This window comes from Proteus sp. G2626 (assembly GCF_009915985.1).
GTDB classification, from domain to species: Bacteria; Pseudomonadota; Gammaproteobacteria; order Enterobacterales; family Enterobacteriaceae; genus Proteus; species Proteus vulgaris.
On sequence record NZ_JAABNH010000027.1, the window covers coordinates 129,482 to 143,142 of the forward strand.

General features: G+C 36.6%; 14 protein-coding genes. 8 read left to right on the top strand and 6 right to left on the bottom strand.

The window, feature by feature from the left end; translation table 11 throughout:
• Nucleotides 1-33: 33 nt before the first annotated feature.
• The 6 genes from sapF to pspF all read right to left on the bottom strand — a co-directional run bounded on the left by sapF (nt 34) and on the right by pspF (nt 6,658).
• Nucleotides 34-843: a putrescine export ABC transporter ATP-binding protein SapF gene (sapF, locus tag GWJ05_RS13120; protein WP_036937222.1), complete on the bottom strand. Its 810-nt coding sequence runs from the start codon at nt 841-843 to the stop codon at nt 34-36.
• Entirely contained in the window at nt 833-1,834 is a 1,002-nt protein-coding gene (gene sapD, locus GWJ05_RS13125; RefSeq protein ID WP_036937220.1) for a putrescine export ABC transporter ATP-binding protein SapD, read from the bottom strand. The genes sapF and sapD overlap by 11 nt, the downstream gene beginning before the upstream one ends.
• Entirely contained in the window at nt 1,834-2,727 is an 894-nt protein-coding gene (gene sapC / locus GWJ05_RS13130; RefSeq protein ID WP_036937218.1) for a putrescine export ABC transporter permease SapC, read from the bottom strand. Before sapC ends, sapD begins: the two co-directional genes overlap by 1 nt.
• Nucleotides 2,714-3,679 (bottom strand): putrescine export ABC transporter permease SapB, encoded by a 966-nt coding sequence (sapB, locus tag GWJ05_RS13135; protein ID WP_161681440.1) that lies wholly within the window; start codon nt 3,677-3,679, stop codon nt 2,714-2,716. The genes sapC and sapB overlap by 14 nt, the downstream gene beginning before the upstream one ends.
• Before the next feature lie 3 nt (nt 3,680-3,682).
• Complete coding sequence (gene sapA, locus GWJ05_RS13140) at nt 3,683-5,368, bottom strand: ABC transporter substrate-binding protein SapA (protein WP_036937214.1); 1,686 nt, start codon at nt 5,366-5,368, stop codon at nt 3,683-3,685.
• A 291-nt stretch (nt 5,369-5,659) separates the two neighbouring features.
• Nucleotides 5,660-6,658, bottom strand: a complete 999-nt coding sequence (pspF, locus tag GWJ05_RS13145; protein WP_036937212.1) for a phage shock protein operon transcriptional activator — start codon at nt 6,656-6,658, stop codon at nt 5,660-5,662.
• A gap of 212 nt (nt 6,659-6,870) precedes the next feature.
• Between pspF and pspA the strand changes: the two genes are divergently transcribed.
• From pspA to tyrR, 8 genes are all read left to right on the top strand, one after another.
• The gene (gene pspA, locus GWJ05_RS13150; protein WP_036937210.1) at nt 6,871-7,539 is read left to right on the top strand and encodes a phage shock protein PspA; all 669 of its coding nucleotides are present in this window, start codon (nt 6,871-6,873) and stop codon (nt 7,537-7,539) included.
• A 36-nt stretch (nt 7,540-7,575) separates the two neighbouring features.
• Complete coding sequence (gene pspB / locus GWJ05_RS13155) at nt 7,576-7,806, top strand: envelope stress response membrane protein PspB (protein ID WP_161681441.1); 231 nt, start codon at nt 7,576-7,578, stop codon at nt 7,804-7,806.
• Nucleotides 7,806-8,162: an envelope stress response membrane protein PspC gene (gene pspC, locus GWJ05_RS13160; protein WP_036937207.1), complete on the top strand. Its 357-nt coding sequence runs from the start codon at nt 7,806-7,808 to the stop codon at nt 8,160-8,162. The genes pspB and pspC overlap by 1 nt, the downstream gene beginning before the upstream one ends.
• A gap of 119 nt (nt 8,163-8,281) precedes the next feature.
• Nucleotides 8,282-8,536: a phage shock protein PspD gene (locus GWJ05_RS13165; RefSeq protein ID WP_224215468.1), complete on the top strand. Its 255-nt coding sequence runs from the start codon at nt 8,282-8,284 to the stop codon at nt 8,534-8,536.
• Nucleotides 8,517-9,911 carry a YcjX family protein gene (locus GWJ05_RS13170; protein ID WP_036937202.1) on the top strand — a complete coding sequence of 465 codons (1,395 nt, stop codon included), beginning with the start codon at nt 8,517-8,519 and terminating at the stop codon, nt 9,909-9,911. Before GWJ05_RS13165 ends, GWJ05_RS13170 begins: the two co-directional genes overlap by 20 nt.
• The gene (locus tag GWJ05_RS13175) at nt 9,908-10,951 is read left to right on the top strand and encodes a YcjF family protein (RefSeq protein ID WP_087802510.1); all 1,044 of its coding nucleotides are present in this window, start codon (nt 9,908-9,910) and stop codon (nt 10,949-10,951) included. The genes GWJ05_RS13170 and GWJ05_RS13175 overlap by 4 nt, the downstream gene beginning before the upstream one ends.
• 539 nt (nt 10,952-11,490) lie before the next feature.
• Nucleotides 11,491-11,910: a hypothetical protein gene (locus GWJ05_RS13180; RefSeq protein WP_052038509.1), complete on the top strand. Its 420-nt coding sequence runs from the start codon at nt 11,491-11,493 to the stop codon at nt 11,908-11,910.
• 153 nt (nt 11,911-12,063) lie between these two features.
• Nucleotides 12,064-13,629, top strand: a complete 1,566-nt coding sequence (gene tyrR / locus GWJ05_RS13185; RefSeq protein ID WP_036937196.1) for a transcriptional regulator TyrR — start codon at nt 12,064-12,066, stop codon at nt 13,627-13,629.
• The last annotated feature ends 32 nt before the right edge of the window (nt 13,630-13,661 follow it).

Sequence of the window (13,661 nt, forward strand, 5' to 3'; positions counted from 1 at the left end):
GTTCAATTAATATTAGGATTATATTGTTTATACTTAAGTCAAATCTTGACGCCAAGCTTCGGCTGTTAAGGCTTCACCAAAATGACTTGCAACCAATCTTCGCGTGACTTCATGCAAAGGTGATGCGAGGACTTCTGCTGTGTTACCACGTTCAACGACTTCACCATTATCCATCACAATAACTTTATCGCTAATATGTTTAGTCATACCTAAATTTTGTGTTACATAAATATAGGCAATATCATGTGTCTCTTGCAGTTCTAACATTAAGTTTATAATTTGTGAGCGCAAAGACATATCTAGTGATGCTATTGCTTCATCTGCAATAATCACTTGAGGTTGTAAAATTAATGCTCTTGCAAGCGCAATTCGTTGACGCTGACCGGATGCAAACATATGGGGATAATAGTTTGCATGTTCAGGTAAAAGCCCCACTTGTCGTAATGTTTGATAAATGCGTTTTTCACGTTCAATTGCACTTAAGTTGGTATTCAGTCGTAAAGGGATATCTAATGTTTGACCTATACGTTGCCGAGGATTTAATGAATTAGTGGGATCTTGAAATATCATTCTAATTCGTTGACTACGATAAGGATAATCACCAAAATGCAGTTGATGGCCATTAATAAAAATATCCCCGCCTGTAGGTTCTGTCACACCCGACAACATTCTTGCTAATGTAGATTTTCCTGAACCATTCGCACCAATAATGGCTAAAGTTTGTTTGGGTTCAAGTGTAAAACTAACAGGTTTTACGGCTTCTAATTGCTGTCGTCGAAACAATCCCGTGCGATAGCGAAATGTTTTTGAAAGATTTTTTACCTCAAGTAGTTTATCGAACATCTGTTGGCTCCACATTTAACGGGAAATGACAAGCCACGGCATGGTTTTTAAATAAACGTAACCGAGGTGCTTCAATGCATTGGCGCTGTGCATATGGGCAACGAGGGCCTAAACGACAACCTACAGGCAGATGTTCAAGCGAAGGTATTGCTCCAGGTAATGTATTTAAACGGCTCTTATGTGCCAATGAATTGGTAAAATCGGGAATAGAGCGTATCAATGCTTGAGTATAAGGGTGATAAGGTGTCACTAATAGCTCATCAGGAGAGGCTGTTTCAACAGTTTGACCACAATACATAACTGTAATTTTGTTCGCTAATTTACTCATCCATTGCAAATCATGACTAATCAAAAGAATAGTCATATTATTATTTTGATTGAGTCGAGTGAGTAAACGAAAGATTTGTGTTTGTGTTGCGGGTTCCATTGCGTTAGTGGGTTCATCGGCAATCAGCAATCGAGGCTGATTTGCAATGGCAATAGCAATCATTACTTTTTGGCATTCACCTTCTGTCAATTCATAAGGGTAACTGCGCATAATATCTTTGTGATCTTTAATACCCACACGATGCAATAGTTCAATTGCACGACGTTTTCGCCAATGAAAGCGTTGCCACCAATGCCCCTTAAATGTCCAACCAGGAATGGCTTGTATTAGTTGTTGTTCAATCTTCGTCGCCGGATCAAGACAGGATTGTGGCTCTTGGAAAATCATTGAAATATTATGACCGATGACACGGCGTCGAGCTCTTGGCGATAATTTAAGTAAATCAATATCATCAAAGCGGAAGCGGTCTGCTGTTACACTGATATTATCCTTCGTAACACCGCAAATAGCTTTCGCAATTAAGCTTTTACCCGATCCAGACTCGCCAACAAGCCCTCTGACTTCACTTTCATTTAAGGTAATAGAAACACGGTCTACGGCTTTTACTGGGCCATCAGGCGTCATAAATTCAATGGTTAAATTGCGTATATCTAATAAAGGCATTATTCAACTCCCTCATTTATTGCACGCTGTAAACCATCACCTAAAAGGTTCACCAGTAAAACGCTTATCATAATAGTGGCGCCTGGAATTAAGACTGTCCAAGGCGCGACATAAATTAACTCTAATGAATCACCTAACATTGCGCCCCATTCAGGAGAAGGGAGCTGAGCACCTAAATTGAGGAAGCCTAATGCGGTAATATCAAGAATAGCAATCGAGAAAGCACGTGTTAATTCAGAAACCAATACAGGCGTAATATTAGGTAGTACGGTATACCATAAAATTGAAATATTTGATGCACCATCAAGGCGAGATGCAATGACATATTCTTTATTTAATTCATCATTAACCGCAGAATAAATCATTCTAACTAAGCGCGGCAACAATGCTAACCAAATTGCTATCATGGCATGACCAAGGCTTGTTCCCACAAAAGCGACAACAATAATAGCCAGAAGTAGTGATGGAATCGATAATAATGTATCTAATATATGATTGAGAATGGCTGATTTTAAACCATGGGTCATTCCCGCAAAACAGCCGATGATTAATCCCATTAACGTTGCAGCAAAGGTGACAATAAATGCACCGCCAAAGGTCATACTTGTCCCAATTAAAATTCGACTAAAAACATCTCGGCCTAAGTCGTCTGTACCAAAAAAATAAGAAACGTTCCCATTTTGATACCAAGATGGTGGTGTTAATTGATGACCAAAAAACTGTTGGTCAAGAGCATAAGGCGCAATATAAGGGCCTACGATACTTAATATTAAGAGAAAAAGAACACCATAAAACCCTACCATTGAGATAACATCTTTAGAAAAACACTGCCAAATCACAGCCGCGGGTGTCGGTGTTTTTTTCTCTTTATAAAATTGGCTATCTAAAGGCATATCCCACCTTGTGTTTCATTGGGTTACTCATTGCGCCTACAATATCTGATAAGACGTTGACAATAATAACAATTGAACCCACTAACATTACACCTGCAGAAATAGCAGAGTAGTCTTGTTGGCGGATTGCAGTGACTAACCAGCGACCGAGTCCCGGCCAGTTAAATACGATTTCTGTCACCATGGTCAGTGTAAGCATGGTGGAGAATTGTAAGCCTAATTTAGGGATGATGGGGGGTAAAGCATTATGAAGAATATGACGACGAATAATTGTAAAACGTGAGAGGCCTCGAGTTGCGGCTGCCTTTACGTAGTTTTCTGACATAATTTCTTCCGTACTATTGCGCATTAATCGAATAACTTCGGTTGTGGGGGCAATAGCAAGTGTTGTTACAGGTAAAATCAGATGGTGTAATACATTCATTATCATTTGTTGGCGATAAGGTGAATCAGATAGCCAAGCATCAACTAATGCAATACCCGTAATAGGCTGCAAGTTATAAAGTAAATCAATACGACCTGAAACAGGAAGCCAACCTAATTTTAACGAGAAGAAAAGTGTTAATAATAACGCAAGTCCAAACACTGGCACAGAAAAGCCTAATAGAGCAAAGTTGCTGATAATAATATCAGCGGATTTATTACGCCAAACACCCGCAATAATCCCCGCGGGAATGCCCACTATTAGAGCGAAAAGAAAAGCTAATGTGCAAAGTTCCATTGTGGCCGGCAGAGCTTCGATTAATTGCGTTTTAATAGGTTCTCCATTAATAGAGGAAATGCCAAAATCGAAATGGATCATATTGTGGGCATAAAAAAAGTAGGCATCGGTTAGTGATGCCCCACTTAATGGGCCATTTGGTGTGTAATAGCTCAAGCTAAAACTCACTAGTGACAAAAAGAACAGTGTCACAAGTAATAAAAGTAATCGACGTATTGAATAAATAATCATAGATTATTTGATAGCCTCTTTCTTGTGATTGTGTTCTTCCACTTCTGTTTCTCGATAAACACCAGCAAAAGACGCATTACCGAAGGTACTTAATACTAGCCCTTTAATATCATAGCGATATGCTTGCATACGTAAAGAGTTAGCTAGAGGCAGTACGGGTAATTCTTGAGCAAGAATATTTTGTGCTTCATGATAATAGTCCATTCTTGAAGCAAGCTGTTGACTATAAAGCGCCTTTTTCAATATTTCATCAAAGTTAGGTAAGCACCAATGGCTCAAGTTAGTTTGAGAGCCGATTGCCGCACAACTAAAGAGTGGACGGAAAAAACTATCAGGATCATTACTGTCTGTTGACCAGCCTGATAGTGTCATATCATGAGTCCGATCCATCAGACTTTTTTCTTGGTATCGCCCCTCAATTGGACGAATGTTCATTTGAATACCCACTTGGGCTAAGTCTGCTTGAATGAGCTCGGCCATTTTCAATGGGCTAGGGTTGTAAGATTGCGATGCGCTAGGGACCCAAAGATTTAAATTAAGGCCATCAAGTCCAAGCTCTTTTAGAATTTGTTTTGATTTTTCAGGATTGTATTCTGTAATTTTTGCACGATTATCATAGGCCCAAGATGCGCGAGGAAGTACTGACGCCGCTGTTTCAGCAGTACCGTAATAAATCGATTCCATCAAACGTTCATTGTTTATGGCATACGCGATGGCTTGGCGCACTTTAAGGTCATTTAAGGGAGGTTTGCTCGTATTAAAGGCTAAATAAGCGATATTCATACCTGAACGAAGCGTTAGTCTTAGCCGAGGGTCATCACGTAAAACTTTTAATTGGCTCGCTGCAGGGTAGGCCAAAACATCACATTCACCCGTTAATAATTTAGATATACGGCCCGTACCTCCGGCACCCATATCAATAACAACTTGTTGCATTTTAGGCTGGCCTTTCCAATAATTTTCATTTCTAAATAAGCGAACAAATTGGCCTGGTTGATATTCATCAAGGTAGAAAGGCCCTGTGCCTACAGGTTTCCAATCAAGCTGTGTCTGATTACCTGATTTCTCTAAGTTTTGTGCATATTCAGCGGAAAGAACAGGGGCGTAATGTGTTGCTAAATGCCATAGAAAAGAGGCGTCAGGCTCTTTTAAGCTAAATTCTACCGTATATTGGCCCAGTTTTTTAATTGATTGGATATTGTCAGCAAAACTTAAGCTATCAAAATAAGGATATTTCCCTCCATTAATTTGATTGTAAGGATTTTTCGGGTTGATCATCCGTTCAAAACTAAAAATCACATCATCTGCTGTAAGTTTTCGCGTAGGTGTAAACCAAGATGTTTGCTGGAAAGAGACATTTTTACGTAAATAAAAGCGATATGTTGCACCATTATCTAGCGATTCCCATCGTGCAGCTATTTCTGGGATAAGCCGATAAGTGTAAGGATCAACATCTAAAAGACGATCATAAAGTTGTGCAGCAAGGGGATCGATAATTAATCCACTGCTTGATAATTGCGGATTAAAAGTATTTACACTGCCATCAACACAATAAACAAAGCCATTTTGATTAATTGGAGTTGGCTCAAGTATTTTAGATAGCGCTTGTGTTTGTGGCGCTACATTTGCGATACAAGTTACACTTGTTAAGCTCAGTAGCAAAGTACTAATAAGTAAAATAAGGCGCATAATAATGTCTTTTAGAGAAACGATTTTGCTATTGTAACTTAAAAAACTTTCTATCCCCAAATAGTCAAAAAGCAAAGTGAGAAAAATTCTCAATAAAAAGCTTTACAAATGCTAATGATAAAGATTATCATCCGTATTGTCCTTCAGCGGTAAGAGGTTTTCCGCAGAGGGCACGACATTGCTCACATTGCTTCCAGTATTTTTTACTAGCCAGCTCGGGTGCTGGCTTTTTTTTTATTTCTTCTCCAAAGCCATCACTCGATAACTCAAAAATTATTCATCATCATAAAGTTATGTTGTAATCTGATGTTTTTTAATTAGTCCTCTAAATTGATCGTAACTTAACTTCAGTTTTTCAGCAGCCTCTTTTTGATTATACAAACTCTCTTTTAATGCATTATTGACTAATATTTTTTCTATTTCATTTTGCCATTGTCGTAAATCGAGAGGTAAATCGGGTGGTGAAAAAGAAGAAATCTTTTTTTCTAGAGATGATTTTTTTGATATTGATGTTTGCAGGCCCGCAAAAGGATTAATAATAATATTATCTAACGAACTATCGCTAGTCCCGTGGCGATAGACTGAACGTTCTACAACATTTTTTAGCTCACGGATATTACCCGGCCATGAATAGCTTAAAAGAATTTGGCGTGCATTATCACTAAATCCGGGGAAAAAAGGCAGTCCTAATTCTTGGCACATCGAAATCGCAAAGTTCTCAGCAAGTAACATAATATCTGCACGACGTTCTCTTAATGGGGGCAATCTAATGACATCAAAAGCTAATCTATCTAGCAAATCAGCACGAAATTTACCTTCTTCAGCCATTGCAGGCAAATCTGCGTTTGTAGCACAGATAAGTCTGACATCAACATGCAGGGATTGACTGCCACCAACACGTTCTAAATGACCATACTCAATAACACGCAGTAATTTTTCTTGTACAAGCATTGGTGCTGTTGCCAGCTCATCAAGAAAAAGAGAGCCTCCATCCGCTCGTTCAAAACGCCCTTGATGACGATTTTTAGCACCTGTAAAAGCTCCCGCTTCATGACCAAAAAGTTCAGAATCAAGTAGGTTATCATTAAGCGCGGAGCAGTTGATGGAAATAAAAGGGCCTTGCCACCAAGGTGCAAGGTAATGTAATCGATGCGCAATAAGCTCTTTCCCAGTCCCTCGCTCGCCAATAATTAGCACGGGTTTTTTTAATTGGGCAAGTGCTGAAGTTTGTTCTAAGACATCAATAAATTGATTATCAACACCAATTATTGTTTCTAAATTCTCATTCATTGGTCAAATTCACCATATTGAGGTATTTTTTACCATTTTATCAGATGGGCGAAAAATGAGTGAATAAAATAAAAATGTTTATTATTAATAAGTTATGTAAACAATCAAAGTTGGCACAAAAGTTGTATTAACTAAAGTAAGCCAGGCGTTATGACTGATGACGCCATTAATATTTAACGTTACTAATTAGCATAGCTATTAAGGATAACATCATGGGTATATTTTCACGTTTTGCTGACATTATTAATGCCAACATTGCTTCTTTATTAGATAAAGCGGAAGATCCTGAAAAAATGATCCGTTTAATGATCCAAGAAATGGAAGATATGTTAGTTGAGATCCGTACAACGTCTGCACGCACTTTAGCGGAAAAGAAAGGATTGGAGCGTCGTATCGAACAAGCGGAAAAACAGATTAAAGATTGGCAAGATAAAGCTGAGTTAGCGCTGATTAAAGACAAAGAAGATTTAGCGCGTGCGGCATTAATTGAAAAACAACGTGTTGCTTCAGTCAATGATACGTTAAAACATGAGTTGATCATCATTGATGAAACCTTGACTCGTTTGAAAGGTGAAATCACTGAATTAGAAAATAAATTGACAGAAACTCGCGCTAAACAACAATCTTTAGTTGTTCGTCATCAAGCGGCAAATTCATCTCGTCAAGTTCGTCGCCAATTAGACAGCGGTAAAATGGATGCAGCAATGGCACGCTTTGAACAATTTGAACGCCGTATTGATCATATGGAAGGTGAAGCGCAAAGCTACGGGTTAGGTAAAGAGAAATCATTAGACCAACAGTTTGCTGAATTGAAAGCGGATGATGAAATTAGCGCGCAATTAGCTGCATTAAAAGCTAAAATCAATATCAATAAAGAGTAACAGCAAGCGTAATAACCATCTTATAAAGGATATGTAATGGGCTATATATTTCTGGGAATACCACTGACCATTTTTATTTTATTTGTTCTCCCTATCTGGCTGTGGTTGCATTACAGCAATCAGAAAGGTGGTGGGAATGTTCAGTTAACCCAACAAGAAATGCAGCGACTGAGCGTGCTGGTGGATAAAGCTCAGCAAATGCAGGAGCGCATTAAGACGCTAGAACAAATACTTGATGCAGAACATCCTAACTGGAGGCAATCATAATGACGGTGCAAAGCAAACAATTGTATCGCTTGCCACAAGAGGGCGTGATCCGTGGCGTATGTGCAGGCCTTGCCCATTATTTTAATATTCCTGTTTTACTTGTCAGGGTTATTGCGGTGATTGCACTCTTTGCGGGATTTTTTGGCTTAACGATTGTTGCTTATCTTGTTTTAAGTTTCTTTATGGAACCCGCGCCTGCTAATTACCAACAAGGTGACAAGCAACAAGAAAGTTTAAAAGAAATTTTAAGCGGTGTTGATAATCAATTAATGCAAGGTGAAAAACGTTTACAACAAATGGAACGTTATATTACCTCTTCTAGTTATCAGTTAAATAAACGTTTTCGCGATTTGTAATATTTTCGCCATTTAGTCCGATAAGACGCTCCGATTTAGGAGCGTCTTTCGTTAAGCATCTTTATCTTTTTCAACGCCAGTATAGTGAAAAAGTTCAATTACTGATTGAGGAGTGTATTGTGAATTCCAATCAAGTATTCGTTTCTTTAAAAACAAATAAACTCACCCAATTTGCCAAAAAAGGGTTAACATTTGGGTTAATGTTATTGACTTTATTTGGGCCAGCCGCAATCACTGGCGGTATATTAAAACGTGTAAGCAGTAAACCGTTACGTTGGTTGGTTCTATTGATAGCGGAGCCTGTTATCAAGGCAGGCTTAAATAAGCTATCGCGTCAAATGTCTTGGGAGAAACATGAAACGCCTACAAAATGAACTTACAGCTTTTATTAATCGTGGTGTTGATAGGCATCTTCGCTTAGCGGTCACTGGATTAAGTCGAAGTGGTAAAACGGCATTTATTACCTCTTTAGTTAATCAACTTATTAATGTGCATACAGGGGCGCGTTTACCGTTATTTTCAGCTGCACGAAATAAACAATTATTGGGTGTAAAACGCATTCCTCAACATAATTTAAATATCCCCCGTTTTACTTATGATGAAGGAATGGAGTCACTTTATCATACTCCCCCAAGTTGGCCTGTTCCGACTAAAGGGGTAAGTGAAATTCGTTTACAACTGCGTTATCGCTCAAATGAGTCATTAACACGTTTTATCAAAGAAACATCGTCTCTGTATTTAGAAATTGTGGATTACCCTGGTGAATGGTTATTGGATTTACCTATGCTTGAGCAAGACTATTTTGAATGGTCAGAGCAAATGAATAAGGTAAATCGACAAAGAATATTGCCAGAACAACATTGGCAAACACAATTTAAAAAATGCGATCCTTTTGCTCCGGCTGATGAAACATTATTAGCGGATATAGCCTCTGCTTATACAGAATATTTATTAGCATGTAAAAAAGAAGGACTGCATTTTATTCAACCGGGTCGTTTTGTTTTGCCTGGTGAATTAGCCGGTGCGCCTGTTTTGCAATTTTTTCCATGGCCTGATTTACAACAGCACGATATCGCTAAACTAAAGAATGCCGATAAACGTACAAATATTGGCATGTTAAAGCAACGTTATGAATATTATGGTCAGCATGTGGTAAAAGGGTTTTATCGGGATCATTTCCAAGGCTTTGATAGACAAATTGTTTTAGTGGATTGTTTGCAACCCCTTAATCAAGGTGCAGATGTTTTTAATGATATGCGACAGGCTTTAACACAATTAATGCGCAGTTTTCATTATGGTAAAAGAACATTACTCAGACGTTTATTTTCACCTTGTATTGATAAGTTGTTATTTGCGGCCACTAAAGCTGATCATATTACAGTTGATCAACACGAAAATTTAGTTTCATTGCTTCAACAGCTTATTCAAGATGCTAAACAAAATGCTATTTTTGAAGGGATCAGTATTGATTGCATGGGCCTTGCCTCTATTGCAGCAACGGAAAGTGGCATTGTTGATCATCATGGTGAAAAAATTCCAGCATTAAAAGGTTTTCGTTTAAGTGATAATAAGCCTTTGGTGTATTTCCCAGGTGAAGTGCCTAAGCGCTTACCTGAAAAAGAATTTTGGGAAAAACAAGGATTTAGTTTTGAGTCTTTTAGACCACAACAAATATCAAGAGATAGTGCAGTACCTCATATTCGCATGGATAGTGCCATGGAGTTCTTGTTAGGGGATAAATTAAAATGAATGAACCATTAAAATCACGAATTGATTTTCAAGAACCCATAGTTCAAGATGAAGTTAACTTAAAAAAAGGGATTGATTTTCAAGAGAGTGAACAATTTCTACCTATTGATCCTCGATTAGATGAAGAAAATGAAGGGCAATTAGAAGGCGATGTTCAATCAATTTTAAAACCTAAAAAAAGTGTCTGGAAACGTTTATTAACGATTGCGAGTACTATTTTAGGGATTAGTGTTATTGCCCAAACTGGACAATGGATTTATGACTCATGGATAAATTCTGACTGGATTGCGTTGGGTGCAGCCAGTGCAGGTGGCTTAATTGTTGTTGCTGGAATAGGATCAGTTATAACAGAGTGGCGTCGTATTTATCGTTTACGTCAACGTGCAGATGAACGAGATAAAGCTAAAGAATTACTTTATAGCCATGCGATGGGAAATGGCCGACCATTTTGCGAAAAACTCGCGAAACAAGCCGGTATTAGCCCACAGCATCCAGCATTAATTCGTTGGCAAAGTGCATTACATGATACGCACAATGATAAAGAAGTATTAGAACTTTATAGCCAACTTGTTCAACCTATTTTAGATAAACAAGCAAGAGCTGAAATTAGCCGTTCTGCTGCTGAATCAACTTTAATGATCGCTGTTAGCCCGCTAGCGATGGTTGATATGGCTTTTATTGGTTGGCGTAATATTCGTTTAATTAATCGTATTGCTGAAATTTATGGTATAGAGTTGGGTTACTATAGCCGTCTAAAACTCTTTCGTCTTGTTTTAGTCAATATTGCATTTGCAGGGGCAACTGAATTAGTCAGAGAAGTAGGAATGGATTGGCTTTCTCAAGATCTTGCAGCACGATTATCAACAAGAGCAGCTCAAGGTATTGGGGCGGGATTATTAACGGCACGCTTAGGAATAAAGGCAATGGAATTATGTCGCCCTTTACCATGGATTGATGATAATAAACCTAAGCTAGGCGACTTTAGAAAAGAGCTAATAGGAAAATTAAAAACTACAATTGGTGGTAAGAAAAAGGAATAAATTATTATTCTTACCTTTTAGCAATTTTAAATAAAAACCGTAGAAGCTTTTCTGCGGTTTTTTTGTATAAAAAATTGGCAAAAGTATTGTTTATATAAAATAACCATAATGAAGGAAGTAATAAGATATTATTTTAAAATAAGGCATAAAATAATATAAAGTGTTTTTATTATTTTATTGGTAATGAGGTGATTGTTTTAATAAGAAACTATTGTGATAAAAAATTTTAAAAAGAGTAAGTTCTTATGGAAAAAAAGATGATTTGTAACTAATTGTATTTAAAGGTTAATTGCTGCATTTCCAGTGATATATTTGTAATTTTAATGATAATATTTCTTTTTTGAAAGAAAATAGTATTGAGTTTATTATGATAAATAGCGTTAAATGTCACTGTATAAAGAGTATCTCAGATCTATTCTATCAATACTTTTCAAATATCTAATTTGTAAGTTATTCGTTATTTAATAAATAGAGACGATTTTTTATTTATAAAAAATAGAAAAATAGGTAATAAATAATTCTTCTAAAAAGGTTAAAAAATGAAAGAAATACAAATGTCAGTAATAAAGAAACTTTCTAAACAAAGACGTAAACTCTATCTGAATTCTGCATTTAGTGTCTCAAATATTGATAACCAAATAAGTATTTTAATTCCTATACTTAGTGAAACGATAGATGAGATTAAAAAGAGGCAACATCAAAAACAGCCTAAGCGATTTCAAATAAAGGAGGTATCACAATTTTTTGAGTATCTCACTGAGTTAGACAAGAAAGAAAAGGCAATAAACGCATTAGAATATCTACTTTTTTGTTTTGATAACGGGTGTAAAACCATCAAAAAAATGATTAGCCAAGAATTAAGTCCTTTGATAAAAGACATCGAATATCTTATCGATTTTGAATTGAAAAAAATAATAAAAACCTCTTCATTTTCGTTATTGGACTTTTTTAAAGCATAAATAATTTTAGTTATCGTTCAGGAAATTAATTCATCTGTGTAAAAATAAATGTTAATACTGTCAACCTTTGCTGACAAGACCCTTTATTTCGTTGATATTTATGTATAATATCTAGAATTAGTTCAGGGTCACTCAGTATTAAGAAGGTTTATAATGCGTTTAGAGATCACTTGTGAAGATCGCATCGGGTTAACCCGTGAATTATTAGATCTGCTAGTATTAAAAAATATTGATTTACGTGGAATTGAGATATTCCCAATAGGTCTTATTTACCTGAATTTTTCACAGATTGATTTTGATATCTTTCAGCCATTAATGGCTGAAATACGTCGAATACATGGTGTTATTGATGTACGTACTGTTGCGTTTATGCCATCAGAGCAAGAGCATAAAGCAATGTGGACACTGCTGGAATCTGTGCCAGTACCTGTTTTTTCTATTAATATTAAAGGCCAAATAAAGTTACAAAATCCGGCAACTCGTCATTTATTTGAATTAGATGATAACGATAATAGTGAAAAATCATTCAATCAACTTATTCCTAATTTCAATATTCATCGTTGGTTAGAACAAAAAGATCCTATTGCTGAAATTATTCCCATTAATTTAAAAAAACAAAATTTTGATATGGAAATAGTGCCAATAAAACTTGCTGATGATAATCAGTCAAATCATTGTGTTGGTGCGCTTATTTTATTGAAATATCGTGATGTTGTTCATGACCATTCAAAATTAATTGTCAGTGATAATCATGAATTTGAGAAAATTATTGCTGTTAGTTCTCAAATGAAGCAGTTAGTTGAACGTGCAAAAAAAATGGCAAAAATGGATGCACCATTGTTATTAGTAGGTGATACAGGTACAGGGAAAGATTTATTTGCTAAAGCTTGTCATTTCCTTAGTTCTCGTGCTAGAAACCCTTTTTTAGGGTTAAATTGTGCTTCAATGCCTGATGATGTAGTCGAAAGTGAATTATTTGGCTATGCTGCTGGCGCTTATCCTAATGCAATCGAAGGAAAAAAAGGCTTTTTCGAGCAGGCTAATAGAGGAACCGTTTTACTTGATGAAATTGGTGAAATGTCTCCACAAATGCAAATAAAACTCTTACGGTTTTTAAATGATGGCACGTTTCGTCGAGTGGGTGAAGAGCGTGAAGTTAATGTTGATGTTCGTATTATTTGTGCGACACAAAAGAATTTATGGGAACTCGTTCAAAAAGGATTATTTAGAGAAGATCTTTATTATCGGCTGAATGTATTAACACTGACATTACCGCCATTACGTGAAAGAAAAGCTGATATTATGCCGTTGGCGATGCATTTTATTAATCAATATTGTATTGAACAACAAACAACCAAGCCAATAATATCACCTGAATTGTCCGTTTATTTAACTCAATATGGATGGCCTGGTAATGTTCGGCAATTAAGAAATACAGTTTATCAAGCTATGGCGCAATTAGTAGGAAATACACTACGAATTCAAGATATTACGCTACCTGAGCATACAGATGAAACACTATTTGATGAAAATCTATTAGAAGGTTCATTAGATGAAATGACGAAACGTTTTGAAGCTTCAATTTTGACGCGTTTATATCGTGATTATCCAAGCACACGTAAACTCGCAAAACGTTTAGGAATTTCACATACAGCGATTGCTAATAAACTAAGAGAATATAATCTCACGAATAGAAAGAATGAAAAGCCGGATGATTAATTTGGTCATCAAATTTGCCGCATAAAAAATAG

Bases quoted from the DNA above. Each gene is read 5' to 3' on its own strand.
- sapF (WP_036937222.1), bottom strand. From the start codon at position 843: ATGTTCGATAAACTACTTGAGGTAAAAAATCTTTCAAAAACATTTCGC.
- sapD (WP_036937220.1), bottom strand. From the start codon at position 1,834: ATGCCTTTATTAGATATACGCAATTTAACCATTGAATTTATGACGCCT.
- sapC (WP_036937218.1), bottom strand. From the start codon at position 2,727: ATGCCTTTAGATAGCCAATTTTATAAAGAGAAAAAAACACCGACACCC.
- sapB (WP_161681440.1), bottom strand. From the start codon at position 3,679: ATGATTATTTATTCAATACGTCGATTACTTTTATTACTTGTGACACTG.
- sapA (WP_036937214.1), bottom strand. From the start codon at position 5,368: ATGCGCCTTATTTTACTTATTAGTACTTTGCTACTGAGCTTAACAAGT.
- pspF (WP_036937212.1), bottom strand. From the start codon at position 6,658: ATGAATGAGAATTTAGAAACAATAATTGGTGTTGATAATCAATTTATT.
- pspA (WP_036937210.1), top strand. From the start codon at position 6,871: ATGGGTATATTTTCACGTTTTGCTGACATTATTAATGCCAACATTGCT.
- pspB (WP_161681441.1), top strand. From the start codon at position 7,576: ATGGGCTATATATTTCTGGGAATACCACTGACCATTTTTATTTTATTT.
- pspC (WP_036937207.1), top strand. From the start codon at position 7,806: ATGACGGTGCAAAGCAAACAATTGTATCGCTTGCCACAAGAGGGCGTG.
- GWJ05_RS13170 (WP_036937202.1), top strand. From the start codon at position 8,517: ATGAAACGCCTACAAAATGAACTTACAGCTTTTATTAATCGTGGTGTT.
- GWJ05_RS13175 (WP_087802510.1), top strand. From the start codon at position 9,908: ATGAATGAACCATTAAAATCACGAATTGATTTTCAAGAACCCATAGTT.
- GWJ05_RS13180 (WP_052038509.1), top strand. From the start codon at position 11,491: ATGAAAGAAATACAAATGTCAGTAATAAAGAAACTTTCTAAACAAAGA.
- tyrR (WP_036937196.1), top strand. From the start codon at position 12,064: ATGCGTTTAGAGATCACTTGTGAAGATCGCATCGGGTTAACCCGTGAA.